The organism is Paenibacillus sp. 01T424 (assembly GCF_056398745.1).
In genome coordinates this window covers 53,878-80,246 of sequence record NZ_JBFTPZ010000005.1, presented here as the reverse complement: position 1 = coordinate 80,246, position 26,369 = coordinate 53,878, and the positions used below count along the sequence as shown (strand labels likewise).

The following is a 26,369-nucleotide window of genomic DNA, read 5'->3' as shown; positions in this document are numbered from 1 at the left end:
TGCACATATGGTACCTATCATAGTGATCCTTGTAGCGGTCGCTTTAATTATTGCCATTGATGTTCCTGCGCTATTAAGAGGAAAATCAAAAAAAGAATTATGGATATTTTCCATTCTTCTGCTGTTTGGGACTGTAATAGGCATTGCTCAAGCTTTACATATTGGACTCCCCAACCCTTTGGATGGGATTATCTACATATATAATCCTGTTTCACACTTATTGGACACATGGTTAAAATAAAGCTGTCTAAAATATAGAATGTCATCTGTTAGCCACGTCACAAGGACGTGGCTTTTTTGCTGTTTTAATTATTAAAAATGAAATATTTTAGTTTAAACCACTAAACCTTCAGTATAAAAAGCTTTACCCTTTTATCGTTAAAATAGGTTCAACTTCTGCAACAATTTGTGCCATGCCGTGTTCTTCATGTGATTCGATGATGGCATTGATATCCTTGTAAGCGTAAGGAGCCTCTTTCTTCAATTCTTCTTCCCATTTCTTGAGTATATCCTGTCTGGATTTAATATCGTTACGGTTCGGATCAATAGGTGTAACAATATTAAACTTGGAAATAAATTCGCGAAACAAAGCATCATCTACTTTTACTGAATCTCCTCTTGAAAGGCTTCGACCAGCACCATGACTAGCGCTGAATAAGCTCTCACGATTGCCTAGTCCTGCAAGAATGTAGCTTTTCGCTCCCATGGATCCAGGTATAAAGACCGGCTCACCCGTAAATTGAAAAGGGGTGTTGGCCATTTGTTCAGCTGACTTTGCTGTGCAAGAGCCTTTGCGATGGATAAAACCTTCGCTGCCATCAATCGTTTCTTCCCATACAAAGTTGTGAGGGGCATCGTAGAGCAATTTATACTCAAAATCTTTTAAGCTTTTGGACAAAGACTTTTGAAGCATAAGCCCCAGAAATAAGCGATTCGCAAAAGCGAAGTTTGCTGCGTTATGAAGGAGGTTCCAATAACGATTCCATTGATATTCATATTGTTCGGAATGAGGCAGGACATAGATCCCATTGCTTGGATGCTTAAGAGAGGCGGGGTAAATTTCTTTAAGCATTTCTTTGATGTTCAGACCTGCCTGCGTGATGCCCGATAGATACAGAGCCTGTATGAATCATAACGACGATTTGGCCAGCTTTGATATTCCATTCCTTTGCCAAAGCATGATTGCGTATATTCACTACTTTCTGAATTTCTACAAAATGATTGCCGCCGCCGATCGATCCAATCTGACTATCATAGGACAAATCATCGCTGCCTAAATAACTATCCAGTCCAACTACTTTATCCGTAATAAATGAACCAAATCGATTTACCTTTAAAAGGTCGTCCTCTTGCTGCTTAGCATCATAAAATTCCCACAAACCATTGCACTTAATCGATTTCTGTGTCTCGAGAATACCCATTAATCCTTCTTTGAAAATAGCTTCACGCTGCACCCTTGTCATTGGTATATGACGTCCGCCTTCAAAGAAAATATGACGAATATCGGATTCGATTTGTTTAAGATTTGACCGGATATCATTTTCCTTCAGCGATGTCGTGTATAACCGCATGCCACAATTAATGTCATTGCCTACAGCTTGAGGGATGACAAATCCTTTGGTGAAGATGGTTGTACCAATCGGAATGCCACTGCCTTTGTGGAAATCGGGAGTGATCGCTACCTCTTCAATTTTTGCATTTTCGTTCGTAAAATAACCGCTAGTGTGCTGTTTCAGGGTTTCTACAGATTCATTGACGGTGAGGAGTTGATCAAGTTCTGCTAAAGCATTTTTTTCAAGCTTAATTTTGTCGTTTATGAAAAAACGGACAGGAATATTTTTGCTATTGTTAATTTTCAAATAGGACCATCCTTTTGATTTATAGGTAGATTATTGACATTAGTAATATTGAAGTATTCGAAAAAGATGCATAACATCGGCAATCATCCTTTCCTAGCTAATGATTTCAATATATCATTTCAAAATTTGAAAAGCATTACCTAATTCGGGCTTTAGCGCAACAAATGGATAGAGAATTACGTTTTATCCATAAATGCTAAAAAAGGAGTGTTTGTTAAATGATGAGAAAATTAATAAAATTGACCATTGCGGGTGTAATGATGTTCTCCATAACAGCTGTCAGTTATGCTGCACCCAAAAAAAGTACACCTGTTATTTTGAAAATGAACAATTATTATGTGGCATATACCTATCCAAAGGAGCCTTATGTTGATAAACAGAATCGATTGATTTTACCATTAAGATCTGTAAGTGAATTGCTGGGTGCTACAGTTTCTTATAATAACCAAACGAAAACAGCTGAAATTAAAGAAGGGGAGAACATTGTTCAAATTCAGGCAGGCAATAAGACTGCAAAGGTTAATGGTCAAAATGTAGAGATGGACACTAAAGCAGTAGTGGAGAAAGGTTTTCTGCTCGTTCCAGCTCGAATACTTTTTGATTCCTTCTCTTTTAAAGTCACGAATGAAAATAATGTGATCACTTTGAATGACGAACGATTATTAAAGCAAGGAAAACTGAAGTATCTTTCTGATGATGACCGAGTAGGGATAGCAAGAACAGCAGACCCCAATGCGTTCCAGCCAATAGAAATTTCATATAATGTCTTTGTGAAAAATAAAGTATCGCTCATTGATCTAACCGTAACTGCCAAAAATAGTACAGGGAAAGATATACCGGAGGGACAAGAGGATCTGCATACTATCGTATATTTTGAACACTCATCCATCATGGATGCAGATGATTCTACAGTGGATATTAAGGATAGGCCAAGACCAGCTGTTAAAAAGGATGCCATCATCAAAAAACAATTAAACGCAGGTGGAGGCACGATCATTCAGCCAAATGAATTACAGTACATACTCATCGCGGGCAGGACGTTTAAACCGTTAAATGAAAGATAAGGTTTGGATTAACTTTGAGTCATCCATAAAAAATGAAGCTTGACTTTCCATCTTGACACCATTATTAATTTAGTAAATAATTTAAAAATAAATTGGAAAAAGCTTATGGGGGCTCATAATGGTATGAGTAATGACGATAACTTTCAAGGAACGAATATAGATCACTTAACGAAGGAACTTGCGCTCGTATTCGGCCAATTGAAGCGTGTCGGGCATGTGTTTAGTCCTTCTAAGGAGCTCCGGCAGAGCGAATCAAACTTGCTTGTTTACTTGACGTATTTATGTCCGCCGGGTTCTAATGGCATTAAAGTTTCCGATCTAAGCAAACAGTTGAAAATAACCTCAGCTGCTGTGACGCATGTCATACAATCGCTTGAACAGATCGGGTATATTACTCGTACGATGGATGCAAGTGATCGACGATCCATTCTTGTTACAGCAACTGAAGCTGGACATGAATTTGTTGGAGCAAGGGAGACAGAGCTATTTGAACGTTTTCAGCACTTGCGAGAACATCTAGGTGCAGATGACGCCGAGCAACTCATACGAATATTAGCTAAATCCATAAAATTTCTGAATACTTATGAAGATAGCGAAGCATCCAAACGATAGTCCGGTAACGGACTATCGTTTTATTTTTGCCAGAGCTTGGTAAGAACCTTCCTCCATTTCTTTGACGATCGAGTTGGCAGAGGGGCTCCATTGCAGCTGCTGTTCAGCACGCAAACCAGATATTCTTTGGTTAATGCTCGCTCCCCAAGCAGCAGGGCCCAAAACATGAACAGCTTCCTCATAACTACACGATTCAATTTCAGCGACGCCGGCAATTTTGCCAATTGCTATCATGAGCTCTTTGGTCGTAATGAGTTCCCTGGAAGCAGCGTTATATAACGCCCCAGGAGATACAAATGTATAAGCGCATGCATAAAGGTTTGCCAAGTCGTCTACGTCAATGGTTGACCATGCATTTAGTCCATCACCAACGTATTTGGCGAATTGAGTGAGCTTCGTTCTTTGAATAGTCGCCCCAACTAAACCGCCACCACGTCCGTAAACGAGAGCTGGTCGAATAACGACAGTACAAATGTTTCTCTCAGCAGCTGTCAGCACTTTTTGCTCCTGATTTGCTTTCCATTGCAAGAACGGCAATGGCTTTACAGCCGAATCCTCATCAACGACATTATGAAGCGTATCGTTATAGATTAACGTTCCGCTCGTATATACGAATGTTTTGCCAGTGCCCTCCAAACCGTCTAACATGGCATCAACTGCAAGAACATCTAGTTTTTCCATGTCAGAATTATGCGAAATAGCAGTATGAATGACAGCATCAGCAGCATGAGTACATTCCGCCAGCAAAGCCTGATCAGCAAGATCGCCTATGACAGGGGAGATGCCTAATTTTATTAAATGCTTAGCTTTTTCTTGTGTTCGAACTAATCCGGAAACTTGATAACCTTGGGATAGGAATTGTTTAGCTACCGCGAAGCCGATATACCCAGTAGCTCCTGTAATGAACACTTTCAATAAAAAACCTCCTCAAATTAATTAATTTACTAACTAATGTATTTATTTTATTATTTAGCGGTTTTACTATTTTGTCAATACTTTCATAAAAAAAGGTAATTCAATTAAGGGCTACATCTGAAAGAGCATGTGTGAACATTTTTTTGACTATGTAAGCAAGGATTAGATTCAAAATTAAAAAAAAAAGAAGACCCACATAATGGGTCTTCTGGAGAGGCTTAAGTGTATTCAGCATTTTGAATGCGTGAGAGCAGCAGTAAGCCCTTCAATTATTATTTATTAGTAACCACCACCGAAAATACCGCAGCTGCAAGAGATAATCACCAACAAAATAAACAGTACCAGAATAAAACCAATATTATTATGAGCACCACCAACGAATCCTGACATTAAACATCCACCTCCTTGCGACTTGAATACATTGTAAGGTATGCATAGCAAAAGCTTAGTGACTGGATATTTGTCATGGGGTGACATATGCCCAGTATCATTAGCCTATAATAGGGGATTAGAGGTTTTGTATAGGGAAGACCGTTAAGGATACTCTGTAGTCTGTAGGACAAGTGAATAAGTCATATCCAATCGCTAATGATTAGTAGTTGTTACCACCGAAAATTCCGCAGCTGCAAGAGATAATCACGAGCAAAATGAAGAGTACAAGAATAAAACCAATATTATTATTTACACCGCCAACTGATCCTGACATAAAACATTCACCTCCTTGTATTATCTTATAGAGCAAGTTAGTTAAAGCTATAGCTATAAGACAGGATAATGGGTAGATAGAGTATGTTTATCCATCTCATAGAGCGAGCAGAGTGGTGAAAATAGGATTAGTAGCCTCCGCAACAGCCGCCGTAACCTCTGTCGCTCACTCTGTCATTTCTTTTTTCGTTGACACTTTCAACTTGATTTTCATTTCTTCTTTCATTGCGGCCCAATACGCCACAGCTACAAGCAACAATGACTAATAAGATGAAAAGAACCAAGATCGTACCGATATTATGAGACATTATTTTAAAACCTCCTCTTATTTAACTACTATATAACGTATGATTGACTCTCATTTTTTGATTGTGTGTTTGTTACATAGACATAGTTTCAATGTCATTAGACTAGTAAATGAAGATAGAGCAAATAATCTAATGGAATCTTGTTAAACTGGATCTTATATACGACTAGTATCTGCCACCGAAAATACCGCAGCTGCAAGAAATAATGACTAACAAAATAAACAACACGAGAATAAAACCAATGTTATTGTGAGCACCGCCTACTGATCCTGATATAAGAAATTCACCTCCTTGCTGCTGTTTAGAAAGTAAGTTATACATGGATGCCGTTTAGTTATTGGTTGTTTGGCAGGGAAATACAAATTATCCATGTCTGAAGCTAAATTGAGGGATTAATAGCCTACTCCACAACCGCCGTTGTAACCTCTGTCGCTTACTCTATTGTTTTCGTTGCTGCGTACATCGTTGTTTTCTTCTCTGTCATCGTTTCTCTCATTACGACCGAAGACACCGCAGCTGCAAGCGACAATAACCAAAAGAATGAAAAGAACGAGGATAATACCGATATTATGAGCCATTATTTAAAAACCTCCTCTTATTTGACTGCTATATAAGATATGTTTGTATCTATTTAAGTGTTTGTGTGTTTGTTACAGAGGCATAGTTTCTATGTCATGTGACTATTAGAAGGAAATAGGTAGGAGAGGGATATGATAAAAAAGTAAATGTACATATGCGGTTAGAAGGATGAATACCATAGAAAAAACCCATCAATGATTCAATTAATGGCGTCGTTTTGACCTCCACTATTCAACTGAATCAGATCATGGGTTTTAGCTGCTTGCAGATTTGCATATTTTTTTATCGGAGTGCCGTTTTGCAAAAACGACGAGCCGTTCTGAGTATTCTTGATTTTTACGATTGAATTTACCAGTGCATGTAATTAAATTTAAACGAGACTCGTCCGCGGGACCAAAAATTTTCGAAAGTGGAGCCTCGGATGTTTTGAATATTTCAATCGATTCCACTTTAAAATCGATGGTGCAGTCCTCTTTACTTTTTATTGAAATCATGTCACCTAATTTTATGTTCTTTAATCTGTAAAATACGGCTGGTCCTGTATGGCTGTCAACATGTCCATCTATAACTGAATTGCCGACCATGCCAGGAAGAATGCCATTAGATAATAGCCCTACCCTCTTGGTGCTTGATGGAACATCCATTTGGCCGTTTTCTGTTATGCTGACTGGATCTATGATCGCATCGATTTCTAGAGCGGGAATGGAAAGTTTAATGGGTACGATTCCCTCTAATTTTACTTTAGAAATTGTATTCGGAATGATTTGATTATGATTTGTAGGCGGTGGACTCGGCATGGTTTCTGCTTTTACAATGGGTTCATTATACTCAGATTTTGTTGTTGTTATTTGAGGCTTAATACCATGATCTTGATCATTTGAGTAGCTGCAGGCTGTACACCCGGCAAAAATAGCTGCAGCTATCAATTGCAATATAAACTTTTTCAAAGTTAGTAAGAGAGGGGAGAGTAGATCCCCTCGTTTTTTACTGTTTATTCAGCTTGTTCGCTGGCGCCGCCGAAGCCGGTTTTCGGCATTTTAGTAATTTCTTTTGCTCTCAAGTTTTTTGCCTTCAAAGTTTTTGCTTTCAAGCTTTTAGCATGTAGGTTTTTTTCATGAGCTTTTTTTGCATGGATGCTTTTTGCATGAAGGCTTTTAGCATGCATTTTATGTTTCTTTTTCTCTTCCATTTTCTTTACATGCATTTGATGCTTTTTCTTATCTTCCACTTTCTTCATATGCATTTCTTTTTCAGATACAGGAGCAGCAGCGTACACAGCAGAGCTTGCACTAAAGATTAGACATGCTGAGAAAACGGCGATAATTGTTTTTTTCATAACGGTTATGACCTCCAAATTGTTGTTTAAATGATTGTGCATTGTCATGTTCTCCATTGAAGCCAATAATCATGAATGTGAACCTTTACCAGCCTAAAGAAAGCGATTTATATTGCAAGAACTCTGTAAGGCGAGTAGAATAAAACTTTATTTCCAATACATAGCTATAGATCAGCTTGAGTCCGAAATCTATAATTACGCATCCACATTTGTAAAAATATTGTATTTTATCCTTTTGTCGAAAGAGGCAGGAATTTGCCCTCGAAACACGAATTATATGTATATTCGTGTTTTTTGAATTAATTATGATAAACACCGCAACTTTTCGTTCCCGGGACGGTACAATGATATATAGCGGTCCGGGAATAATCCGCAGGTGGAGGAGGTTCGCCTGTCATGACTGATTCCCAGTTGATACGAGAGATAAAGGATGGCAATGTCGAGCTGTACTCCGAGCTTATGCGGCGCTACCAACGAAAAATTTTAGCGTTTATTTATCACATGCTGAAGAGTGCAAAGCTCGAGCTTATGGCCGAAGACTTGTGTTCTGAGACCTTCTATAAAGCCTACCGCAGCCTTCATTCGTTTCGCGAATTGGATGCTTCTTTTTCGACGTGGTTATATACGATTGCGCGAAATACAGTACTTAGCGAGCTTCGCAAGCAAAAATCAGCGCATGTGTCGCTTGATGAATCGGGATTCGAGCCTGTCGCAGCGCTTGATGCGGTTCCTGAGCAGCATGTGCTAAGAAATGAACGTATGGCGATGGTGCGAGAAGCGATAAACAATTTGCCAGAAAAACAACGCTCAGCGCTTATTCTTCGGGAATATGACCAGCTGGACTATCAAGAAATTGCTAATATTTTAGGACAAACGGTCAGTTCTGTTAAATCACTGCTATTCCGAGCAAGAGCAAGCGTAAAAACGCAGCTGGAGCCGTATTTCGGACAATCGCCGCTGATGGAGGAATTCGAAGGGATGAATACGAGATGAATTGCAACGATGCGCAAGACAAATTCGGCGAATATTGGGATTTAGCTGATCACGATGAAGTGCGGATAGCAATAGACACTCATTTGCTTGAGTGCAAGACATGTGCGGAGCAGTTTGAGCTGTGGGAAGAGAGCGAGGATATCATTCGTTTCTTATCAGAGGAAGATGAGAGCCTCGGTCCTATGGAGCATGTGAATCGAAATGTGATGGATCGCATTTACGCTGAGGAATCTTGGTTAATGCCTGTTCCGCACAAAAGCTATCAGTTTTCGAAGTCGTTTCGCCGTAATATCGCGCTGATCGTTGCAGCTTGTATGGCTTTGTTTGCAAGTGCATTCTTTGTATTCATATTTGATAATGATGGCGGTGTTTCACAAGCTGAAATTGCCGAGCTAAGCGGATTGATGGACACAGCAAATGCGTCTGGTGATGGTTTAATTACAGCAGGATTTTATGCAGAGGTTCCGGTTGCCAGCATTAGCGAGCCATTCGTTCTAAAGGTTATGCCGGCCTTCCCGCAATATTATGTTGCATTGTCCTTGCTTGGTCTTATTATGACGCTGCTGATTTTGAACTGGCTCTCTAGAACACGAAGCTAATGTTGATGTATGATAAAGCTCCCTAGGGAGCTTTTGTTATGTCTACTATATAAAGGAGCTGAATACGGCTTGTTGATTGGATTAGTGCGCCACGGTAAGACGGACTGGAATGAACAAGGAAAGATTCAAGGGCAAACGGATATTCCATTGAATGAAGTAGGTATTGTACAAGCCAAAGCATTGGCAGAGCGATTAAGCCGTGAAGACCAGATATGGGATGCTGTTATATCAAGTGATCTGCAGCGGGCTCATGCGACAGCACAGATTATCGCTTTGAAGTTAAATATTCCTTTGCTTGAAAGTGAGCCGCGCTTGAGAGAGAGGTATTTTGGCGAGGTTGAAGGCACGAGGGAGCAGGAGCGTCACGAACGCTGGGGAACGAATTGGCGAGAAATTGCTGAAGGTGTAGAGTCTAATGATGAGGTCAGAGCAAGAGGCTTGAGCGCAATTAATGAATGGAAGCTGAAGTATCCAAAGCGCAACTTGCTTGTCGTTTCTCATGGCAGCTTTTTGGCTCAAATCATGGAAGAGATATGTTCGGATCTCGAGGATCAATATTTATCCAACTTGTCTTATTCTATCTTGGAGCTGCGTGATGAGAAATGGCATCCGCAGCTGTATAATTGCACGATCCATTTAAATGAAGCATAGGAATCGCATACGAGCTGCGCCTTTATTTATTAAGGTGCGGCTTTTTTTGTATAAACTCCTTGTAATCTAGGTTATAAAACAATAGATATTTTCCCATAATGATATCAACTGACGCTTATTCATTACACAATACCCTTACGAAGCGGGGCGCCCGAGTGATAAGGCGGCTTCTGTAGAAAGGAGAGAGCTATGAATTTATCGGATATGCTAGGGTACGCTGATATTCAACAACTTAGCAGAATTGCAGATGTTTACCGTTGCGAATGCAATGGACATTCCAAAAACGATTTGATCCAATCCATTCTCTCTACCGTAAGTCGAAATGATGTTTTTGAAGCGCAAATAAGCAGCATGAAGATGGAGGATTTACGATTCCTCAACTCTTTGTTATTCGAAGCAAGAAACTCCTTTAGTTTAGAGGATTTGCTCGCTCGGGTGCAGCACAGCAGATTTGGAGAAGAGATCATCAAACCGGAGTTAGACCCGCCGAAAAAAACAAAACGCAGCAAAAAAAAGACAGAAGCAGTCGAAAAGCAGCTTAGCCCGCGAGAAATGATAGCTAAATTCAAGCATCACGGTTGGTTGTTCAATGGCTTCAGTGGCCCAAGCAGATATCTCTTTCAGGTTCCAAACGATTTGAAGACGCGCTTCCGCGATACGCTTGCGAGGAGGTTTGCCGCTGATCTGCAGTATACGGATGAGCCGCCTATTTACCGGGATGAGCAAATGCTTATTCACGACGATATTACACATCTGCTTCATTACACGTACCATAATGAAATCCAGCTAACAGCTGATGGGTCGATGTACAAGCGATTTACGCTGCAGCTGCTTGATCGTTTTGGCGTGCAAGAGGAGCTGCCTGCAAAAGGAGCATGGCGTTTTGGATATGGCAGACATTTTAACCAATATCCGAATCGTTTCTCATTCGTATACGATTACTGTTATCACGCAAAGTATATTAATGAAAATCAGACGCTTTTGACAGTTACGGGTCCAGGTGAAGAGCGCATGAAGAGCAGGCCTTCAAGCGAAGCAGAGCAAATCTATCGATATTGGTTGAAGCTATACAAGGGACCAATTACACATTTACTGTCGCTCGTGCATTGGATTAACACCCTCGCTGTGGAATGGGTTACGGTTGAGTCGCTCAGAACGGTACTTGTTCCGTTCATTAAGCCTTACTTTTACGATGATGCAAATACGATTTTGGAACAGAGAATTATGGCTATGATGGTTCATTTGGGGCTGCTTCGGCTTGGGGAGCATCCGATTTATGGGGCTGTAGTCCGTATGACCAAGGCAGGACGAGCTGTAGTTGCTGGCGTGAGCCTTGAGGAATCAGGTCCGATAGTGGTCCATTGATTTTGGAAATCGTACTCTTGGAGTAAGATCAAATATAAGCTACAGTATAAGAATACGACAGAAATGGCTTGTTATATTTGATCGCTTGGAGAGGACTGAAGAAAATTGTTGATCCCATACAAAGGCGTAATGCCAAAGATTCATGAAGATGTATACATAGCTGAAGGTGCAAAAATAATTGGTGACGTAACGATTGCTGAGAAAAGCACCGTTTGGTTTAATGCAGTACTGCGAGGGGATCTTGCACCTATACAAATCGGTCATAGCTGCAATATTCAAGATGGAGTCGTCGGTCACTTGAATGTGAATCAACCTTTGATTCTAGCTGATGAGGTGTCTATCGGCCATGCCGCTATAATACACGGCTGTACGATAGGCAGAGGCACATTAATTGGAATGGGGGCAATCGTACTTAACGGCGCAGACATTGGTGAATATGCTTTAATAGGAGCCGGTTCGATTGTTACAGAGAACAAAAAAATACCATCCTATACTCTATCTATCGGATCACCCGCCAAAGTCGTAAGAGAGTTAACAGAGGACGATTTACTGCGTATGAAAAAAACGATGGAGAGCTACGTGACAAAGGGAATAGAATATAGGATCTCTTAACGCCGGTTTGGAGGTGTATCCTATGGACAAAATGAAAGTAACGTATGAAGCCATGCTAGGTTTGGCCGCAGAGTTTGTGCTTGACGAAGCGGTATTGAAATTTCAAACCAACCAAATTTATACGGCAATTGACAAAGCATTGGCCGCTGGTGACGAGGATACGTTTTACCGTCTCGCAAAACAGCTAAATGCTTTAAAAAAATAACGCGTATCGTCTTTTTTGTAAAAATGACGATTGAGCGAGGAAGCTTCCCAGTTAAATGCGAACGAATCTGTTCGGTTTTGACACAGGGAGGCTTTTTTCTGTACATTTGGTTTGGCAAGGAGCGGAAATGGAGTTAACATAGAATCAGTGATGTTGATATAGGCTGCAATTATGTTAAGGAGTGAGAATGTAAACGATGAAATTTAGTGAAATAACAAAAGAGCAATGGGATGAGTTAAGTCCATATTTGGATACTTGCCTGCTTCCTGTGACTGGAATGCCGAATGCAGCAAAGCCGTATGAGGCAACAGAATGGCTTGAGCAGCTTAGGGACATAATGGATTTAATTGAAATCCCTTTTAAAGGGAGGGTGGTCACTTATCCTGCATGGCATTACATCTCCGACAGCGAGCGTCTCTCAGAGCATTTAAATGAGTGGTGTGCTGCGGCGAAACGCGGCGGGTTTCGTTATGTTATTGCGGTAACTGCAAATAATCAATTGATTGCCGAGTGTCCAGAAGTGGATTTATGGTTTGGTCCGAATCAAGATGGTGAGTTTCCGCAGCAATCTGATGTTTCTAATGCGATACGGAGTTTATGGAGTGGACAGACTACATGAATTTCATAAAATTGTCGTATAATATAGTTAGATTTCGGGGAAAACAAATGCCAGACAAGGTCAAATGTGACAAAATGATAACAAATTATTGAACGATAATTTGATAAACGTTCAAATATGAAGCCATATTCTTGACGCTCCCAAGCACCTAGGCTATTATAAGTTATGTCCTAGTTCGTCATGTGTTTTTGCCCTGCGGCAAGACGCGAGATATGGTTGGCAAAGGGGGTTAGAACAGAAGATGAGTAACCATGAACAACACGAGACCGCGAATCGACCGGTTCAGCGCAAAGAAATGTCCCGGCGTCAATTTTTGTCATATACGCTTGGTGGCACAACTGCATTTATGATGGGCGGCGCGGTATTACCAATGGTTCGTTTCGCAGTGGATCCACTCCTTAAGAAAAAGGGCGAGGGTACATACGTAAAAGTTGTGGAAGAGAGCAAAATTACGAACGAACCGCAAGAATTCAAATTTAAAATTCATCAGATCGACGGTTGGTACGTAAGTGACCCAGAGCTTGCAGCTTGGATTTCGAAGGATGCAAATGGCAAGATCTTTGCACTTTCACCAGTTTGCAAACACTTAGGTTGTACGATCGGATGGAACACAAAAGGTCAAAATGAATACGATTGTCCTTGTCACGATGCGCGCTACACGAAAGACGGGAAAAACATTACAGTTGCCCCGAACCCATTGGATGAGTACGAAGTGAAGCTTGAAGACGGCTTCGTGTACTTGGGTCCAGTAATGCCGAATACAAGAATGAAATAAGGAGGTCGTATGGCAGATGTTTAAAAGTGTTTACAACTGGATCGACGAGCGTCTTGACATTACGCCTCTGTGGAGAGATGTGGCTGACCATGAAGTGCCTGAGCACGTTAACCCAGCGCATCATTTTTCCGCATTCGTATATTGTTTCGGCGGTCTGACGTTTTTTATCACTGTTATTCAAATTTTGTCCGGTATGTTTTTGACGATGTATTATGTTCCGGATATTATCAACGCATATGCAAGCGTTGATTACCTGCAGCACAAGGTTGCATTCGGACAAATCGTTCGAGGCATGCACCACTTTGGGGCAAGTTTAGTTATTGTTATGATGTTCTTACATACCCTTCGAGTGTTTTTTACCGGTTCTTACAAAGCGCCGAGGGAAATGAACTGGGTTGTCGGAATGCTCATCTTCTTCATCATGTTAGGCCTAGGATTTACAGGTTACCTGCTTCCTTGGGATAACAAAGCTTACTACGCAACAAAAGTTGGTGTCCAAATTGCTGAATCCGTACCGGTAATCGGACCGTATCTCGCTTCATTCCTTTACGGCGGCGATATCGTAGGCGCACAAACACTAACTCGCTTCTTCGCGATCCATGTATTCTTCTTACCTGGCGCTTTGATTGCAATGTTGGCAGCGCACTTTATCATGATTCGGAAACAAGGTATTTCGGGACCACTTTAAGCGAAGGGAGGCATACTTATGGCGCATGGTCATAATTCGAACGAGAAGGTTGTCTATGTAGGCGACTCGCGTGTTAAGAAAAACAACCATCCGAACATTCCTCCGGACTACACGTCTTTTCCAGGTAAATCGGAAGCGTTTATTCCAAACTTCCTGCTTAAGGAATGGATGGTCGGCTGTGTCGTTTTGGTTGGTTTTCTTGTATGGGTTATTGCTGAACCAGCACCACTTGGTTATCCAGCAGATCCAACGAATGCGGCATTTATACCGATGCCGGACTGGTACTTTTTGTTCTTGTATCAATTTTTGAAATACCCATATGTTTCGCAAGATTACATTTTGCTCGGAACAGTAGGTATTCCCGGAGTCATGTTTGGCGCATTGTTGCTAGCACCATTCCTCGACACTGGCAAGGAACGCCGCTTCTACCGTCGTCCGATTGCATCTTCATTGATGGGGCTAACACTTGTAGCTTGCGTTTACTTGACAGTTGTTTCTTGGGATCACTACCAGCATCAGCTTGAAATTAACGGACAAGTACCGGAACATATTGAGCGTGAAGAGAAGGCGCGTGAGGCTGCACTAGCAGGCCAAGAGCGTCCGAACTACACGAAACCAGCAGTAGAAGCATCACTTGTTGATGCAAATGATCCAGCAATGAAAATTGCTGAGCAAGCAAAATGTATCAGCTGTCATGCAGCTGACCTAAAAGGCCAAGGATCTGTTCCTAGCTTGGTTGGCGTTGGTGACGTTTTGTCGAAAGAGCAGCTTGTAGAAGTAGTTACGAATGGTCGTAACGGCATGCCAGCTTTCGCTGATACTTTATCTGCCGAAGAAATTGATCAGCTGACTACTTGGCTGTCCAAACAAAAAGCGGCAACAGAATAAATCATCGAAAAAAACCTGATCGTATTACACGGTCAGGTTTTTCTTCGAATATAAGTCCTTTTTAATGATAAAGCGAAGGAGAAGTGATTCATCATGCTCGCTATTTTTTGGAGCCGTGAATTTTTACTAAGCCGACCATTTTTATGGTTGCTTTTTATTGTTAATTTTTTTGGAACGGTTTATGGCTACATCTGGTACGAGTCACAATTAGCTGAAACGTTAGATAGCCACCCCTTATGGCAAATTGTTTTTGTGCCCGATTCACCCACAGCAAGTCTGTTTTTTACGATTGCTCTACTTTATTTTTTATTTCCGCCTAAGCGTTCAAACGGCCTTGTAACAGTTTTGCGGTACATTATTGAAGGTTTGGCTGTTGTATGCTCAGTCAAATACGGCATTTGGGCTGTGTCGATGATTGTAGCGGGAGCATGGCAGGGGTCTGAGCTGAACTGGCAGCACTATATGCTTATGGCTTCACATCTTGGAATGGCGTTTGAGGCATTGCTTTTTTTCAGATTTATGAAAGCAGGAGCTGTCTCGCTTATTGTAGCTACAGGATGGCTTCTTCTTAATGACACGGTTGATTATACATATGGGATATTTCCATACCTTGCCAAACAATTGTACGATGATTTGGATGCGGTTCGCGCATTTACCTACGGTTTATCCTTCTTTAGTTTGGCAGCTGGATTACTCGTATGGCGTTTTAGAAAGAAGGTATAACGATGGACATCCCTTCATAAGTTGTATTATGGGGGGATGTCCATGAAGATACGTTTTATTATTCCATTCGTCGTATGTATCGTCATGACGATAGGTTATGCTAATTTAGTCTGGGGCAGCGGAGCTAGTCTTCAAGCTTTTGCGTCCCGGTTGACGCCAGATCCAAGTAAACAGGTTCAACGTATGGATAATATTGCAAGCTCATTATATGAAGCAGCTTATACAAATAATCGACAAGCAGCTTATCAATATGTCCAACAGCTTCAGCAATTGGTTGATGGAGAACTTAAATATGAAGCTGGTAATGCCGAAGGGTGGCAAGCTGTTGAACGAGATGCCAATACAATTGAGAAAACGCTCGTTAAAGGCTCACTTGGGACAAGCTGGTTTGTAGAGGCAGCCCGAATTAAATTAACTGCTGATGCTCTTGCAAGGCCTAATAATGCCTTGTGGCTGCAATATGAGAAGATCATGCTGGATGATATTTCGCGTGTGGAAAAAGCTTGGAAGCGCCAAACTGATGATGGAGCTATAGCAGCACGAGCTGTAATGATAAGCTTGGAAAAACATGCAGATCGTATTAAACCTGCTGTCAGTATGATGTACGGGAGCAAGCATGAAACAGAGTTGATGGAGCGAATTCAGTATACGAATCGACTGCTGGAAGCATCTCGCAAAGATAAAAATAATGTCGCCAGCATTAATCGATCAGTGCAGGAACTAAAGGATACACTCACTCGAATGTTTAATCAGAATCAATTAGAAGCGGATGTTCCCGTTGTAGCAGCAGTGCCTATTTCGAATCCTTTGCGCTGGACACTTTTATTAGGTGCATTTATTTCAGCCATTCTTACTTACACAGGCTGGAGAAAATATAAAGAAAATCCTTTTGGAGTCAAGCCTATTTCCTAATGGGTAGATGATAGATCCTAAATGATATGTAAATGCATTGTTTTTTTTAAGCAATGATTAGTATAAAGACATGAAAGTCGATATTGCGCACATTCATTTTTAGCAGCCAAATTAGTTGCTGCAGAATGTTGTAATAGACGACTTTTTTGCTATCTAAAGAAAGCAATTTAAAAACATTGATTTTATTTGCGTCTTTAAGTTAACATATGAATGTATAGCTATCGACAGAAAGGAAATGTACAGATGTCGGAAAAAACGTTATCAGATATTCAGCGAGAAGTTGATGATTATATTTCTCAATTTAAAGAAGGTTATTTCAGTCCTCTTGCTTTGATGGCTAGAATGTCCGAAGAAGTGGGCGAGCTTGCTCGTGAAGTAAACCATTTCTACGGCGAAAAACCTAAAAAAGCCGATGAAGCGGATAATTCCGTTGAAATGGAGCTTGGTGATATTTTATTTATTCTTTCTTGCTTCGCTAATTCCCTCAATATAGATTTAACCGAAGCGCATAATAAGGTTATGCATAAATTCACTACGCGCGATGCGAATCGGTGGACGAAGAAAATAACCGAACAGTAAACAAGCTCCATACATATGCTGTACCATCAACCTGTGTACAAGGAGGATGGGCGGATGGATGGAGAGAGCTGCATGAAAAAGGCTTATGAATTCATCTTTAATAGTGATTTCGAGCAAGCGATATATTGGTTTGAGAAAGCCATTGAGGTTGAACCGGAAAATGCATTCTATTATCATACATGCGCCGTATCTTGCGCACGAAGCGGTAAATGGACAAAAGCGAAGCAGCATGCAGAATCAGCCGTTAGGCTTGCGCCCGAGCTTGCGGAATATAGATATCATCTTCAAACCGTAGAAGCCGGAATTTTGCAAGCGGAGGCTAATTTTTTGCTGGCCAAAGTACCGCCTGAGCTCCATGAGGCAGCACCGTTACTTGAGAGAGCAGCACTGCTTGACCCATTAAGCTTCGATGCATTTTATACGCTTGGCGTTTTGTATGCATCGCTTAGCCAATACGATAAAGCGGTTATTCATGCGAGGGAAGCAATGAGGCTCGATCCCAGCCATTCGGCAGCGAGAAGGCTCTTTGCTGACGTTAATCGTAAGAGGCGTATGCTGCGATTTCAATTGGATGCAAAAAGAAAAAGGAACAGGTGATAAAGATGACGACACAAAAAATACGCGTGGCAGTAGCTGGTGCAAGTGGAAGAATGGGACGCGAAGTTGTAAAAATGGTGCTGGAGGACGAGTCGCTTCAATTGGTGGCGGCCGTCGCTCCATCTGCTGGTCCTGTAGATGCGGGTATATTTGCAGGGAAAGCAAATACTGGAGTTATAGTCAGTGCAACACTTGAGGAAGCACTTCAAGGTGCTCAAGCCGATGTACTCGTTGATTTCACCATTCCTCAGATGGCATATGGACATACGAAGACGGCAATTGAATTAGGAGTACGTCCTATTATGGGGACAACGGGTTTTACGCCTGAACAGATCGTGGAGCTGGACGAGCTTTGCCTCGAAAAAGGAATCGGCGGTTTAATCGCCCCTAACTTCTCCATCGGTGCGATTCTGATGATGAAGTTCGCTGCAGAAGCATCAAAATATTTGCCTCATGTTGAAATTATAGAATATCATGGAGATCAAAAGCTGGATGCACCTTCGGGCACTTCAATAAAAACAGCGGAGTTGATCTCACAAGTGCGTAAAGAGTTCCGTCAGGGCAACCCGAATGAGGAAGAAGTCATTGAAGGTGCGCGCGGCGGCTATTACAACGGATTCCGTATACATAGCGTTAGACTTCCTGGTGTATTTGCTCAACAAGAGGTTGTGTTTGGCGGCCATGGACAAACGCTCAAAATTCGTCATGATTCCTATGATCGCGCAGGCTATATGCCTGGTGTAAACGTGGCTGTGAAGAAGGTAATGACATACAGCGGTTTAATTTACGGATTTGAACATATTATGGATTAGATTATTAGGCAGCAGGAGAGGGGAACCGCATGTTGAATATTGCATTTATTGCGCATGATCGGAAGAAGGAAGAAATCGTTAATTTCGTAATCGCTTATGAGAAAGTATTTGTACCGCATAAGCTATACTCTACTGGCACGACGGGAACACGGATAATGGAACAAACGAACTTGTCCATTCATCGGTTCATGTCAGGCCCGCTCGGCGGCGATCAACAAATAGGTGCGATGGTTGCCCAAAATGAAATGGATTTAATTATCTTCTTACGCGACCCATTAATGGCACAACCTCATGAGCCGGATATTATTGCTTTGCTGCGTTTATGCGATGTACAAGGCATACCGGTTGCTACTAACGTAGCGTCTGCTGAACTGCTGGTTAAAGCACTTGAACGCGGTGATTTTGCATGGCGAGAGCTTGTCCATAAATATAAACCAGGTATTGAATAATGACGACAGAACTCGATATTCTCGTTTTTGGCGCTCATGCGGATGATGCTGAAATTGGAATGGGCGGTACCATCGCCAAACATGTACAAGCTGGCTATAAGGTCGGCATATGTGATTTAACGATGGCAGAGATGTCTTCAAACGGAACGGTTGAGCTGAGGAAACAAGAAGCGGATCAAGCATCCAAAGTGCTTGGACTGCAGACTCGTACTAATTTGGGTTTGCCTGATCGGGGTTTGGAGCCTTCACGCGATCAAATCGAACGTATTGTAGCAGAAATTCGTTATTTTAAGCCGCGGGTTGTATTTGCCCCTTACTGGGTAGATCGTCATCCCGATCATGTGGCTTGCAGTAGATTAATTGAAGAAGCTGTGTTTAACGCCAAGCTGCGCCGCTATATGCCGGAGCTGCCTGCCGTACAGGTATCACAGCTTATTTATTACTATATAAATGATGTGGATCAAGTATCGTTAACCGTTGATATTAGTGATTTTCAAGCAACCAAAAGAAACGCGCTGCTTGCTTACCGTTCACAATTCGATGCGGCAGCAGGCTCCGACCGAGTGGCTACGCCATTAACGAATAATTACATTGAACGAGTAGAAGCACGTGATTCATTGCTTGGACAAGCAAGAGGCTGGGCATATGCAGAGGGTTTCGCAATTAAGCGTCCTCACGCCATACAATATTTTTGACAATTCGTACAGCTCTTGTGTAATACAATAGTTATACGTAACGAACACAGGAGGTGCGACAACAGTGGCGAGAAAATTAAAGATTGGTATTACCTGTTATCCTACCTTGGGCGGATCGGGCGTAGTTGCAACCGAATTAGGTAAATTACTGGCAGAACGTGGTCATGAAATTCATTTTATTACACACAGTATTCCTTTTCGATTAGGACACTTTAATAAAAATATTTTTTATCATGAGGTAGAAGTTAATGATTATTATGTTTTTCGTTACCCGCCTTATGATCTAGCTTTAGCAAGCAAGATGGCACAGGTAGCAAAAATGCAGCAGCTTGACTTGCTTCATGTCCATTATGCGGTGCCTCATGCGGTTTGCGCCTATTTGGCGAAGCAGATGAATGGCGATGGCTTAAAAACGGTCACAACGCTGCATGGCACGGACATAACGGTGCTGGCTCAGGATGAATCGTTAAAAGCTTTAATTCGTCTTGCGATCCATCAAAGCGACGCTGTAACTGCCGTTTCAAAGGATCTGATTCAAGAGACTAGACAACTGCTTGATATTACGACACCAATTGATTTAACCTATAATTTTGTTGATAAACGTGTTTATTATCCACGCGATGCGGTTTCCTTGCGAGCTGATTATGCGGCTCCTAATGAGAAAATTTTGATGCATATATCTAATTTCCGTCCGGTTAAACGGGTTGGGGATGTAGTTGAAATATTTGCTCGCGTTTCCGAGAAGGTTCCTTCGAAACTTCTCTTAGTCGGTGAAGGACCTGAGCTCTCAAAAATTCAATGCCGCATTCGCCAGCTTGGTCTTGAAGACCGTGTCCATTTTCTGGGCAAGCAAGAGGATGTTGCACAAGTCATTTCAATGGCAGATGTGCTGTTGCTTCCATCAGAGAAAGAAAGCTTCGGGCTTGTTGCGCTTGAGGCAATGGCTTGCGGCGTTCCAACTATTGGTTCTAACGCTGGTGGTATTCCGGAGCTTGTTACCCATGGAGAAACTGGATTTTTGTCAGAGATCGGCGATGTCGAAGATATGGCTAAAAATACGGAAAGACTGCTTACGACTGAGAAGCTGCATGAGCAGTTTAAGCAGGCTTGTATGTTTAGAGCAAGAAACGAGTTTTGTAATGACGTAATTACAACACAATATGAGCAGATCTATTATCGGGTACTCGGCATAGAGGCAGATTTGCCAATCGCTGTTTGCAGAGATAGCTAATCATTTCCCCTGCAAGAAGAGGTGTATGACATGCAGCTTTCATTATCAACACCGATCATAGCTGCATTGCCTATCATTGAGCGGCTTCGAGAGCATCATTTCGAAGCCGTTTTTGTGGGAGGCGCAGTTCGTGATACGTATTTAGATATACCAATCAAAGACGTTGATATCGCTACATCTGCTCGTCCAGAGCAGGTGCTTGAGCTGTTTGAGCGATGCATACCAACGGGCTTGCAGCATGGCACGATAACGGTTATACAAGACAACATCACATATGAAGTGACGACGTTTAGGCAAGAATCTGCATATGAGGATCATCGCAAGCCAGAAAGTGTCCTTTATATTACCGAACTTGACGGTGATTTGCTGCGCCGTGATTTTACGATGAACGCGATGGCGCTTTATAGCGATGGTACGCTTTATGATCCATATGGCGGAATTTATGATTTGCAGTCCAAGAGGCTTCGCTCAGTCGGCGATCCGAACGCACGTTTTCAAGAGGATGCGCTTCGTATGTTAAGAGCGGTCAGATTTATTGGCGTCTACAGGCTCACTCCTTCGCTGCGAACATGGAAAGCAGTCATTCGTTATCGCGAGCTGTTAAATTATATTGCGATGGAGCGTGTGCAAGTCGAGCTAGATAAAATGGTAGCTGGAACTGCTCCGCAAAGAGCGCTGCATTTTGTTGCCGCAAGCGGACTTTTGTTTCATTTGAAGGAGTCCTTCCATGAAGAAACATTGTTATCGCTGAAAGAGATGGGACACGGAGACCAAGCACAAACGATTTATTCTCGCTTGCATGAGCTGACAGCTGTTGATTCTCGCTGGGCGGCACTGTCAATAGGGTTGCATTTATCTGTTGAGGCAGCGCAGCAGGCGCTGCAAGTGTTGAAATTTTCAAATACGCGCAGTAAGACCATAAGTACAATTGTAGCGATACATAAAGAAATGCTAGTTGTCTCGACGCAAACTAATGAGCGTGAGCTTCACTCGAGCTGGTTAAGCCTTGTCATTCGTTATGGAAAAGGGATTTGCGGCGAATGGATTCATGTTATGCGAACGCTAGAGAAGCAAGAGCTAGCCTTCACTGCTGCGTTTCTAAGACGTTTGGAGAACTGGATTGATTTATTGACCGTTTCATCACTTAAGCAGCTTAAAGTGACCGGCAAGGATCTAACAAATCATTTGCAACGAGATGCTGGACCATGGGTTAGTGAAACATTAAGCAAATTACTATTGCTAACAGCACTCGGTGAGATTGAGAATGAACGAAATGTTTTGCTTGAGCAAGCGTCGCTCGAGCGATGAACAATAACATTCACAGCAGATTGTTTTGCATTATTTTAGGAGGCACGCGCAGATGAATCAGGAGCTCTTGCTTCAATTGTTTGTAGACAAACCAGGTGAATATGTGTCCGGAGAAAACATTAGCCAAGAGCTCGGCGTCAGCAGAACAGCGATATGGAAGCATATTCGCAAGCTTGAAGCGGCTGGTTATCAATTTGAAGCTTCAAGACGTCTTGGTTATCGACTTCTAAGCATACCGGACATGCTGTCTGTAGAGAAACTTGAAAATCAGCTGCAAGGCAACATATTTGGACAGCATATTCAATATTTTGAAACGGTGGAATCCACTCAAAATCTTGCTCGTGCTGCAGCAGAAGAAGGCGCCTTGGAGGGTACCTTATTCGTTGCTGAGCAGCAGGTTAAAGGCCGCGGCCGAATGGGACGAGGATGGATCTCGCCGCGCGGCAAAGGCATTTGGATGAGCATGGTGCTGCGTCCTTCCGTACCGATTCATTTTGCACCGCAGCTTACCTTATTGACAGCGGTAGCGTTATGCCGCAGCCTGAAGCGTTTAACTGGGCTGCCAATTGGAATTAAATGGCCCAATGATTTGCTAATTGAAGGTAAAAAAATTAGCGGTATTTTGCTTGAATCAGCAGCAGAAGACGAAAGACTTCGATATGTTATTGCAGGGATAGGTATTAGCGTAAATCTAGAAGAAGCTGATTACCCAGTGGAATTGCTGGAGAAAGCAACATCACTTCGCATCAGCGGTCAGCAAAAATGGTCAAGAGAAGAAGTTATTGCTGATTTTCTGAAGGAATGGGAGCAGTTGTATTTCCTCTATCAGGAGCAAGGCTTTAGCCCGATTGTAACGTTATGGGAAGCTTTGTCCGTATCTTTGGGCAAAACGGTGCGCCTTACAACCCCACAAGGCGAATTGGTTGGAGTTCCGATTGGACTAGAAGAGAGCGGAGCTATTCGCATTCAACTGGAGGACGGCTCCATTAAGCCTGTTTTCTCTGCAGAGATGGGCGAACCTCTATAACGCATTACAAGTCGTTTACGTAATGAAGAAAGTTTGGTAAACTAAAGTCATCAGGCGGTATTCTAAGGAAGCTGCACTGATGATAAAAAATACGATGTAAATGGTTGGGAATGCACACTCTGCTCTGAGCCGTAGGGACCGAGACAGAAGGAAGCACAACAAGCAAACGTTTCCTTTTCAGTTTGGGGACCTTTTTGGCAGCGGCTAAAAGGTTTTTTTGTGTTTATCCTATCATTGAACGGGAGGATGAAAGCTGATGAGGAAACGACTGACGATTACAAAAATTAAGAAGATGAAGCAGGACCGCAATGCGATTTCCGTTTTGACAGCTTACGATTATCCTTCAGCCAAGCTTGCTGAAGAAGCTGGAATTGATGTCATTTTGGTTGGAGATTCACTCGGGAACGTTGTACTTGGATATGAGACTACCATCCCGGTAACCATTGATGACATTGTTTATCATACAAGAGCAGTTGCTAGGGGTGCCCAGCAAACGTTTATCGTTGCTGATATGCCCTTCATGACTTATGGCATTGGACGTGAAGCAACACTGCGCAATGCTGCGAAAATTATGCAAGAAGGCGGTGCTCAGGCTGTAAAGCTGGAGGGTGGCGTTGAAATTGCATCTGATGTATCCGCGCTTGTCAAAGCAGGCATACCTGTTATGGGGCATATCGGCCTGACGCCACAATCGGTTCATCAGCTTGGCGGGTACAAAGTGCAAGGTAAATTAGATGCCGAAGTGGAGCAGCTAGTGAAAGATGCGAAGGCGCTGGAAGAAGCAGGTGCTTTCAGTATCGTTCTTGAACTAGTAACTGAACCAATCGCTACAATGATCAGCGAAATGCTTTCCATTCCGATTATCGGAATTGGCGCAGGTCGCGGCTGCGATGGCCAAGTGCTTGTATATCATGATATTTTGCAATACTCATCTCCTTATTTTGAGAAAAAATTCGTAAAAACCTATGCAGATATTGGAACAACCATTAGAAATGCGATCCAATCTTATGTAGACGATGTGAAAACAGGCCAGTTTCCTGAAGAAGAGCATGTATTTAATGCACAACCTGCCCATATTCCTTCTTTGTATGGTGGCTCCTCTGAGAGCAGCAATCTTAACATAACTGAAAATAAGGACCTCGCGAATAAGGAGGTCAAATTGAAATGATCATTTGCCGCACGAAAGCTGAACTAAAGCAGCAGTTAACTGCTGTGCGCAAGGGAAATAAAAGCATTGGTTTTGTGCCAACTATGGGTTATTTGCATGAAGGTCATGCTTCCTTAATGCGCCAAGCACATGCCGAAAATGATACCGCTGTGCTTAGCATATTTGTTAATCCACTGCAATTTGGACCTAATGAAGATTTGGATCGGTATCCACGAGATGAGAAGCGTGATTTTGCGCTTGCAGAAGAATGCGGGATCGACATCGTGTTTATTCCTTCCGTTCAAGAAATGTATCCGAATAAGCCGCTGACAATGGTCATTGTCAATCAGGTAACGGATCGTTTATGCGGCGCTTCCAGACCTGGACATTTTGACGGAGTGGGAACGGTAGTTAGCAAGCTGTTTCATTTGGTTGCTCCTGATCGTGCTTATTTTGGCATGAAGGATGCTCAGCAGGTTGCTGTCATTCAGCAAATGGTTGGAGATCTTAATTTTCCAGTGGAAATAGTGCCAAGTCCAATCGTTCGAGAACCGGATGGTCTTGCTTTAAGCTCAAGAAACGTATTTCTTAATGCGGAGCAGCGTGAGCAGGCAGTCGTTTTGTCCAAAACGCTGCAGCAGGCTTCTGACTGGATGAATGAGCCTGATATGACCGCTGAGCGGCTGGAGGCTAAAGTGAAGCTGCAATTGGTGAAAGCGAGTGAAGCTGTAATTGATTATGTGGAGCTGCTTCACTATCCATCCCTGCAGGTGCTAGATGCAAAAGTTTTATTAAATACGATTCAGCAACCGTTAATTTTGGCATTAGCTGTAAAGTTTGGCGCAACAAGGCTTATAGATAATCGGATATTACAGATAGCGGAGGTGAACCAGCATGTTCAGAACGATGATGAAATCCAAGTTGCACCGGGCAACAGTAACGGAAGCGAACCTGAATTATGTCGGTAGCATTACAATAGATGAAGATTTGATGGATGCAGCTAACATATGGGAAAATGAAAAGGTTCAAATCGTTAACAATAATAATGGTGCTCGCTTTGAGACTTATGTCATAACAGGTGAACGCGGATCTGGCGTAATTTGCTTGAATGGCGCAGCCGCTAGACAAGTTCAGCCAGGCGACCAAGTGATTATCATTTCTTATGCGATGATGACTGACGCTGATGCTAAAGCACACAAACCGATTGTAACGATTTTGGATGCGAACAATCGTCCCTTGACCATTTTAAACGAAGAGCTGCACGCGACAATCCTGTAATTTGATCTTTCACTACGTTAGTCCCTGTATTATGTAACGAATGGGATGCTGTATGAAAAGCGGCGTTGAGACAAAAAATGAACATAACACTCCTTAATTCTTTGGCGAAGGCGGGATGCGGTATGTTCCAGCATATGTTTTCATCCATGAACGAAATGCTTGATCAAATTATTGAACAGTACGATGGTGCAGGTGCAAGTGAAAAGCAGCAGTTCGAACAGCAAATGCTTGAGCTCAAAAAAGTAAGTGACACATTTATTGAACAATGGCTTGAATTTGAAGAGAAGTTTTCTGAGTTCAAGGAGCAGCAAGGCGATCAAGCAGCAGTATCGCAAGTTCAGGAACAAGCCCCAGAAGGGGCGGTTCAATCAAGTGTACCTGTAAGTATCGCAGTCAGCAGTCCAACTTCAGATTTTGAAATCTCGGACGAGCTTGCTGCGGTCATCTCCAAAGGGCAGGGCTACTACAAGCTATTTATGTTTTCGCAAGCAGCAGTGCAATTTCAAGCGGCTATTCTACAATCGCCGGAATGTAATTTGGCTAGACTGTTTTTGGGCATGACTCAGATGCACCTCCAGAACTGGAGTGAAGCTCAGCGGCATTTTCAATTGCTGATTGTATTGACGGACTTCCCCAAATGGCTTGCAATGGGCTATAATGCGCTAGGATGCATTCAAGCGGTGCAAATGAATTTGGCACAAGCAGAGCAATTATTTATGAAAGCTTATGAGGTCTGTCCCAGCTTCAAGGATCCGTTAAACAATTTGAAATCATGTCAAGAAACACCCAAGCACTTATCGTTATATTTCGGAAGCACGGAGCTGTGCTGTTTGTGAGA

Annotated in this window: 36 protein-coding genes; 27 read left to right on the top strand and 9 right to left on the bottom strand. The window is 42.3% G+C overall.

The annotated features are described in order from the left end of the window. Positions 1-7: 7 nt before the first annotated feature. Positions 8-241 (top strand): hypothetical protein, encoded by a 234-nt coding sequence (locus AC1DPK_RS06025; protein ID WP_477509648.1) that lies wholly within the window; start codon positions 8-10, stop codon positions 239-241. Positions 242-364: 123 nt separating this feature from the next. Here AC1DPK_RS06025 and AC1DPK_RS06020 read toward each other — a convergent pair whose 3' ends face one another. Continuing rightward, a complete protein-coding gene (locus AC1DPK_RS06020; RefSeq protein ID WP_477509647.1) occupies positions 365-1,072 on the bottom strand; it encodes an RtcB family protein in 708 nt (235 codons plus the stop codon). Beyond that, positions 1,065-1,859: an RtcB family protein gene (locus tag AC1DPK_RS06015; protein ID WP_477509646.1), complete on the bottom strand. Its 795-nt coding sequence runs from the start codon at positions 1,857-1,859 to the stop codon at positions 1,065-1,067. Before AC1DPK_RS06015 ends, AC1DPK_RS06020 begins: the two co-directional genes overlap by 8 nt. A gap of 218 nt (positions 1,860-2,077) precedes the next feature. On the opposite strand from AC1DPK_RS06015, the gene AC1DPK_RS06010 reads away from it, so the two are divergent. Next, entirely contained in the window at positions 2,078-2,923 is an 846-nt protein-coding gene (locus AC1DPK_RS06010; protein ID WP_441875254.1) for a copper amine oxidase N-terminal domain-containing protein, read from the top strand. A gap of 123 nt (positions 2,924-3,046) precedes the next feature. Continuing rightward, positions 3,047-3,535 carry a MarR family winged helix-turn-helix transcriptional regulator gene (locus AC1DPK_RS06005; RefSeq protein WP_339202888.1) on the top strand — a complete coding sequence of 163 codons (489 nt, stop codon included), beginning with the start codon at positions 3,047-3,049 and terminating at the stop codon, positions 3,533-3,535. A gap of 12 nt (positions 3,536-3,547) precedes the next feature. Here the strand turns inward: AC1DPK_RS06005 and AC1DPK_RS06000 are convergent, their stop codons facing one another. The 7 genes from AC1DPK_RS06000 to AC1DPK_RS05970 form a co-directional block, all read right to left on the bottom strand. Beyond that, a complete protein-coding gene (locus AC1DPK_RS06000) occupies positions 3,548-4,444 on the bottom strand; it encodes an NAD-dependent epimerase/dehydratase family protein (RefSeq protein WP_477509821.1) in 897 nt (298 codons plus the stop codon). A 285-nt stretch (positions 4,445-4,729) separates the two neighbouring features. Beyond that, positions 4,730-4,840: a YjcZ family sporulation protein gene (locus AC1DPK_RS05995; protein WP_441875260.1), complete on the bottom strand. Its 111-nt coding sequence runs from the start codon at positions 4,838-4,840 to the stop codon at positions 4,730-4,732. A gap of 202 nt (positions 4,841-5,042) precedes the next feature. Further along, complete coding sequence (locus tag AC1DPK_RS05990; RefSeq protein WP_083681477.1) at positions 5,043-5,156, bottom strand: sporulation protein YjcZ; 114 nt, start codon at positions 5,154-5,156, stop codon at positions 5,043-5,045. A gap of 127 nt (positions 5,157-5,283) precedes the next feature. Then, a complete protein-coding gene (locus tag AC1DPK_RS05985) occupies positions 5,284-5,463 on the bottom strand; it encodes a hypothetical protein (RefSeq protein ID WP_430058644.1) in 180 nt (59 codons plus the stop codon). A gap of 392 nt (positions 5,464-5,855) precedes the next feature. Then, positions 5,856-6,041, bottom strand: a complete 186-nt coding sequence (locus AC1DPK_RS05980) for a hypothetical protein (protein WP_339202884.1) — start codon at positions 6,039-6,041, stop codon at positions 5,856-5,858. Positions 6,042-6,296: 255 nt separating this feature from the next. Next, positions 6,297-6,968, bottom strand: coding sequence for a class F sortase (locus tag AC1DPK_RS05975; protein ID WP_477509644.1), 672 nt, complete (start codon positions 6,966-6,968; stop codon positions 6,297-6,299). A gap of 65 nt (positions 6,969-7,033) precedes the next feature. Continuing rightward, positions 7,034-7,378, bottom strand: coding sequence for a hypothetical protein (locus AC1DPK_RS05970; RefSeq protein WP_477509643.1), 345 nt, complete (start codon positions 7,376-7,378; stop codon positions 7,034-7,036). 396 nt (positions 7,379-7,774) lie between these two features. Here AC1DPK_RS05970 and AC1DPK_RS05965 point away from each other — a divergent pair, with 396 nt between their 5' ends. From AC1DPK_RS05965 to AC1DPK_RS05850, 24 genes are all read left to right on the top strand, one after another. Then, positions 7,775-8,371 carry an RNA polymerase sigma factor gene (locus AC1DPK_RS05965; RefSeq protein WP_076265683.1) on the top strand — a complete coding sequence of 199 codons (597 nt, stop codon included), beginning with the start codon at positions 7,775-7,777 and terminating at the stop codon, positions 8,369-8,371. Beyond that, positions 8,368-8,970, top strand: a complete 603-nt coding sequence (locus AC1DPK_RS05960) for an anti-sigma factor family protein (RefSeq protein WP_430058651.1) — start codon at positions 8,368-8,370, stop codon at positions 8,968-8,970. Before AC1DPK_RS05965 ends, AC1DPK_RS05960 begins: the two co-directional genes overlap by 4 nt. A 69-nt stretch (positions 8,971-9,039) precedes the next feature. After that, positions 9,040-9,621 carry a histidine phosphatase family protein gene (locus tag AC1DPK_RS05955; protein ID WP_477509642.1) on the top strand — a complete coding sequence of 194 codons (582 nt, stop codon included), beginning with the start codon at positions 9,040-9,042 and terminating at the stop codon, positions 9,619-9,621. Positions 9,622-9,810: 189 nt separating this feature from the next. Then, positions 9,811-10,986, top strand: coding sequence for a hypothetical protein (locus tag AC1DPK_RS05950; protein ID WP_441875278.1), 1,176 nt, complete (start codon positions 9,811-9,813; stop codon positions 10,984-10,986). A gap of 105 nt (positions 10,987-11,091) precedes the next feature. Next, positions 11,092-11,598, top strand: a complete 507-nt coding sequence (locus tag AC1DPK_RS05945) for a gamma carbonic anhydrase family protein (RefSeq protein WP_339202874.1) — start codon at positions 11,092-11,094, stop codon at positions 11,596-11,598. Between the two features lie 22 nt (positions 11,599-11,620). Beyond that, the gene (locus tag AC1DPK_RS05940) at positions 11,621-11,803 is read left to right on the top strand and encodes an IDEAL domain-containing protein (protein WP_076265688.1); all 183 of its coding nucleotides are present in this window, start codon (positions 11,621-11,623) and stop codon (positions 11,801-11,803) included. A 196-nt stretch (positions 11,804-11,999) separates the two neighbouring features. Next, positions 12,000-12,422, top strand: a complete 423-nt coding sequence (locus AC1DPK_RS05935; RefSeq protein ID WP_441875282.1) for a DUF2487 family protein — start codon at positions 12,000-12,002, stop codon at positions 12,420-12,422. Positions 12,423-12,663: 241 nt separating this feature from the next. Next, the gene (locus AC1DPK_RS05930) at positions 12,664-13,197 is read left to right on the top strand and encodes a Rieske (2Fe-2S) protein (protein ID WP_477509641.1); all 534 of its coding nucleotides are present in this window, start codon (positions 12,664-12,666) and stop codon (positions 13,195-13,197) included. Between the two features lie 16 nt (positions 13,198-13,213). Continuing rightward, a complete protein-coding gene (qcrB, locus tag AC1DPK_RS05925) occupies positions 13,214-13,885 on the top strand; it encodes a menaquinol-cytochrome c reductase cytochrome b subunit (protein WP_053376377.1) in 672 nt (223 codons plus the stop codon). Between the two features lie 18 nt (positions 13,886-13,903). Further along, a complete protein-coding gene (locus tag AC1DPK_RS05920) occupies positions 13,904-14,773 on the top strand; it encodes a menaquinol-cytochrome c reductase cytochrome b/c subunit (protein WP_076265692.1) in 870 nt (289 codons plus the stop codon). Positions 14,774-14,863: 90 nt separating this feature from the next. Then, on the top strand, positions 14,864-15,496 hold the full coding sequence (locus AC1DPK_RS05915) for a DUF1405 domain-containing protein (protein WP_441875575.1): 633 nt from the start codon (positions 14,864-14,866) through the stop codon (positions 15,494-15,496). A 42-nt stretch (positions 15,497-15,538) separates the two neighbouring features. Next, the gene (locus AC1DPK_RS05910) at positions 15,539-16,408 is read left to right on the top strand and encodes a sporulation protein YpjB (protein ID WP_477509640.1); all 870 of its coding nucleotides are present in this window, start codon (positions 15,539-15,541) and stop codon (positions 16,406-16,408) included. 243 nt (positions 16,409-16,651) lie between these two features. After that, complete coding sequence (locus AC1DPK_RS05905) at positions 16,652-16,987, top strand: nucleotide pyrophosphohydrolase (RefSeq protein ID WP_076265695.1); 336 nt, start codon at positions 16,652-16,654, stop codon at positions 16,985-16,987. 54 nt (positions 16,988-17,041) lie between these two features. Continuing rightward, complete coding sequence (locus AC1DPK_RS05900; RefSeq protein ID WP_477509639.1) at positions 17,042-17,584, top strand: tetratricopeptide repeat protein; 543 nt, start codon at positions 17,042-17,044, stop codon at positions 17,582-17,584. A 5-nt stretch (positions 17,585-17,589) separates the two neighbouring features. Next, positions 17,590-18,396 carry a 4-hydroxy-tetrahydrodipicolinate reductase gene (dapB, locus tag AC1DPK_RS05895; RefSeq protein WP_477509638.1) on the top strand — a complete coding sequence of 269 codons (807 nt, stop codon included), beginning with the start codon at positions 17,590-17,592 and terminating at the stop codon, positions 18,394-18,396. A 29-nt stretch (positions 18,397-18,425) separates the two neighbouring features. Continuing rightward, a complete protein-coding gene (locus AC1DPK_RS05890) occupies positions 18,426-18,845 on the top strand; it encodes a methylglyoxal synthase (RefSeq protein ID WP_339202866.1) in 420 nt (139 codons plus the stop codon). Continuing rightward, positions 18,845-19,540, top strand: a complete 696-nt coding sequence (bshB1, locus tag AC1DPK_RS05885; protein WP_477509637.1) for a bacillithiol biosynthesis deacetylase BshB1 — start codon at positions 18,845-18,847, stop codon at positions 19,538-19,540. Before AC1DPK_RS05890 ends, bshB1 begins: the two co-directional genes overlap by 1 nt. Positions 19,541-19,604: 64 nt before the next feature. Then, positions 19,605-20,771, top strand: coding sequence for an N-acetyl-alpha-D-glucosaminyl L-malate synthase BshA (bshA, locus tag AC1DPK_RS05880; protein WP_477509636.1), 1,167 nt, complete (start codon positions 19,605-19,607; stop codon positions 20,769-20,771). 30 nt (positions 20,772-20,801) lie between these two features. After that, positions 20,802-22,079: a CCA tRNA nucleotidyltransferase gene (locus AC1DPK_RS05875; protein ID WP_477509635.1), complete on the top strand. Its 1,278-nt coding sequence runs from the start codon at positions 20,802-20,804 to the stop codon at positions 22,077-22,079. A gap of 52 nt (positions 22,080-22,131) precedes the next feature. Next, complete coding sequence (locus AC1DPK_RS05870; protein WP_477509634.1) at positions 22,132-23,106, top strand: biotin--[acetyl-CoA-carboxylase] ligase; 975 nt, start codon at positions 22,132-22,134, stop codon at positions 23,104-23,106. A 256-nt stretch (positions 23,107-23,362) separates the two neighbouring features. After that, the gene (panB, locus tag AC1DPK_RS05865) at positions 23,363-24,274 is read left to right on the top strand and encodes a 3-methyl-2-oxobutanoate hydroxymethyltransferase (protein WP_441961192.1); all 912 of its coding nucleotides are present in this window, start codon (positions 23,363-23,365) and stop codon (positions 24,272-24,274) included. Further along, complete coding sequence (panC, locus tag AC1DPK_RS05860; protein ID WP_477509633.1) at positions 24,271-25,221, top strand: pantoate--beta-alanine ligase; 951 nt, start codon at positions 24,271-24,273, stop codon at positions 25,219-25,221. The genes panB and panC overlap by 4 nt, the downstream gene beginning before the upstream one ends. Then, the gene (gene panD, locus AC1DPK_RS05855; protein WP_076265703.1) at positions 25,148-25,531 is read left to right on the top strand and encodes an aspartate 1-decarboxylase; all 384 of its coding nucleotides are present in this window, start codon (positions 25,148-25,150) and stop codon (positions 25,529-25,531) included. Before panC ends, panD begins: the two co-directional genes overlap by 74 nt. Positions 25,532-25,653: 122 nt before the next feature. Further along, the gene (locus tag AC1DPK_RS05850; protein WP_477509632.1) at positions 25,654-26,367 is read left to right on the top strand and encodes a hypothetical protein; all 714 of its coding nucleotides are present in this window, start codon (positions 25,654-25,656) and stop codon (positions 26,365-26,367) included. Positions 26,368-26,369: the final 2 nt, after the last annotated feature.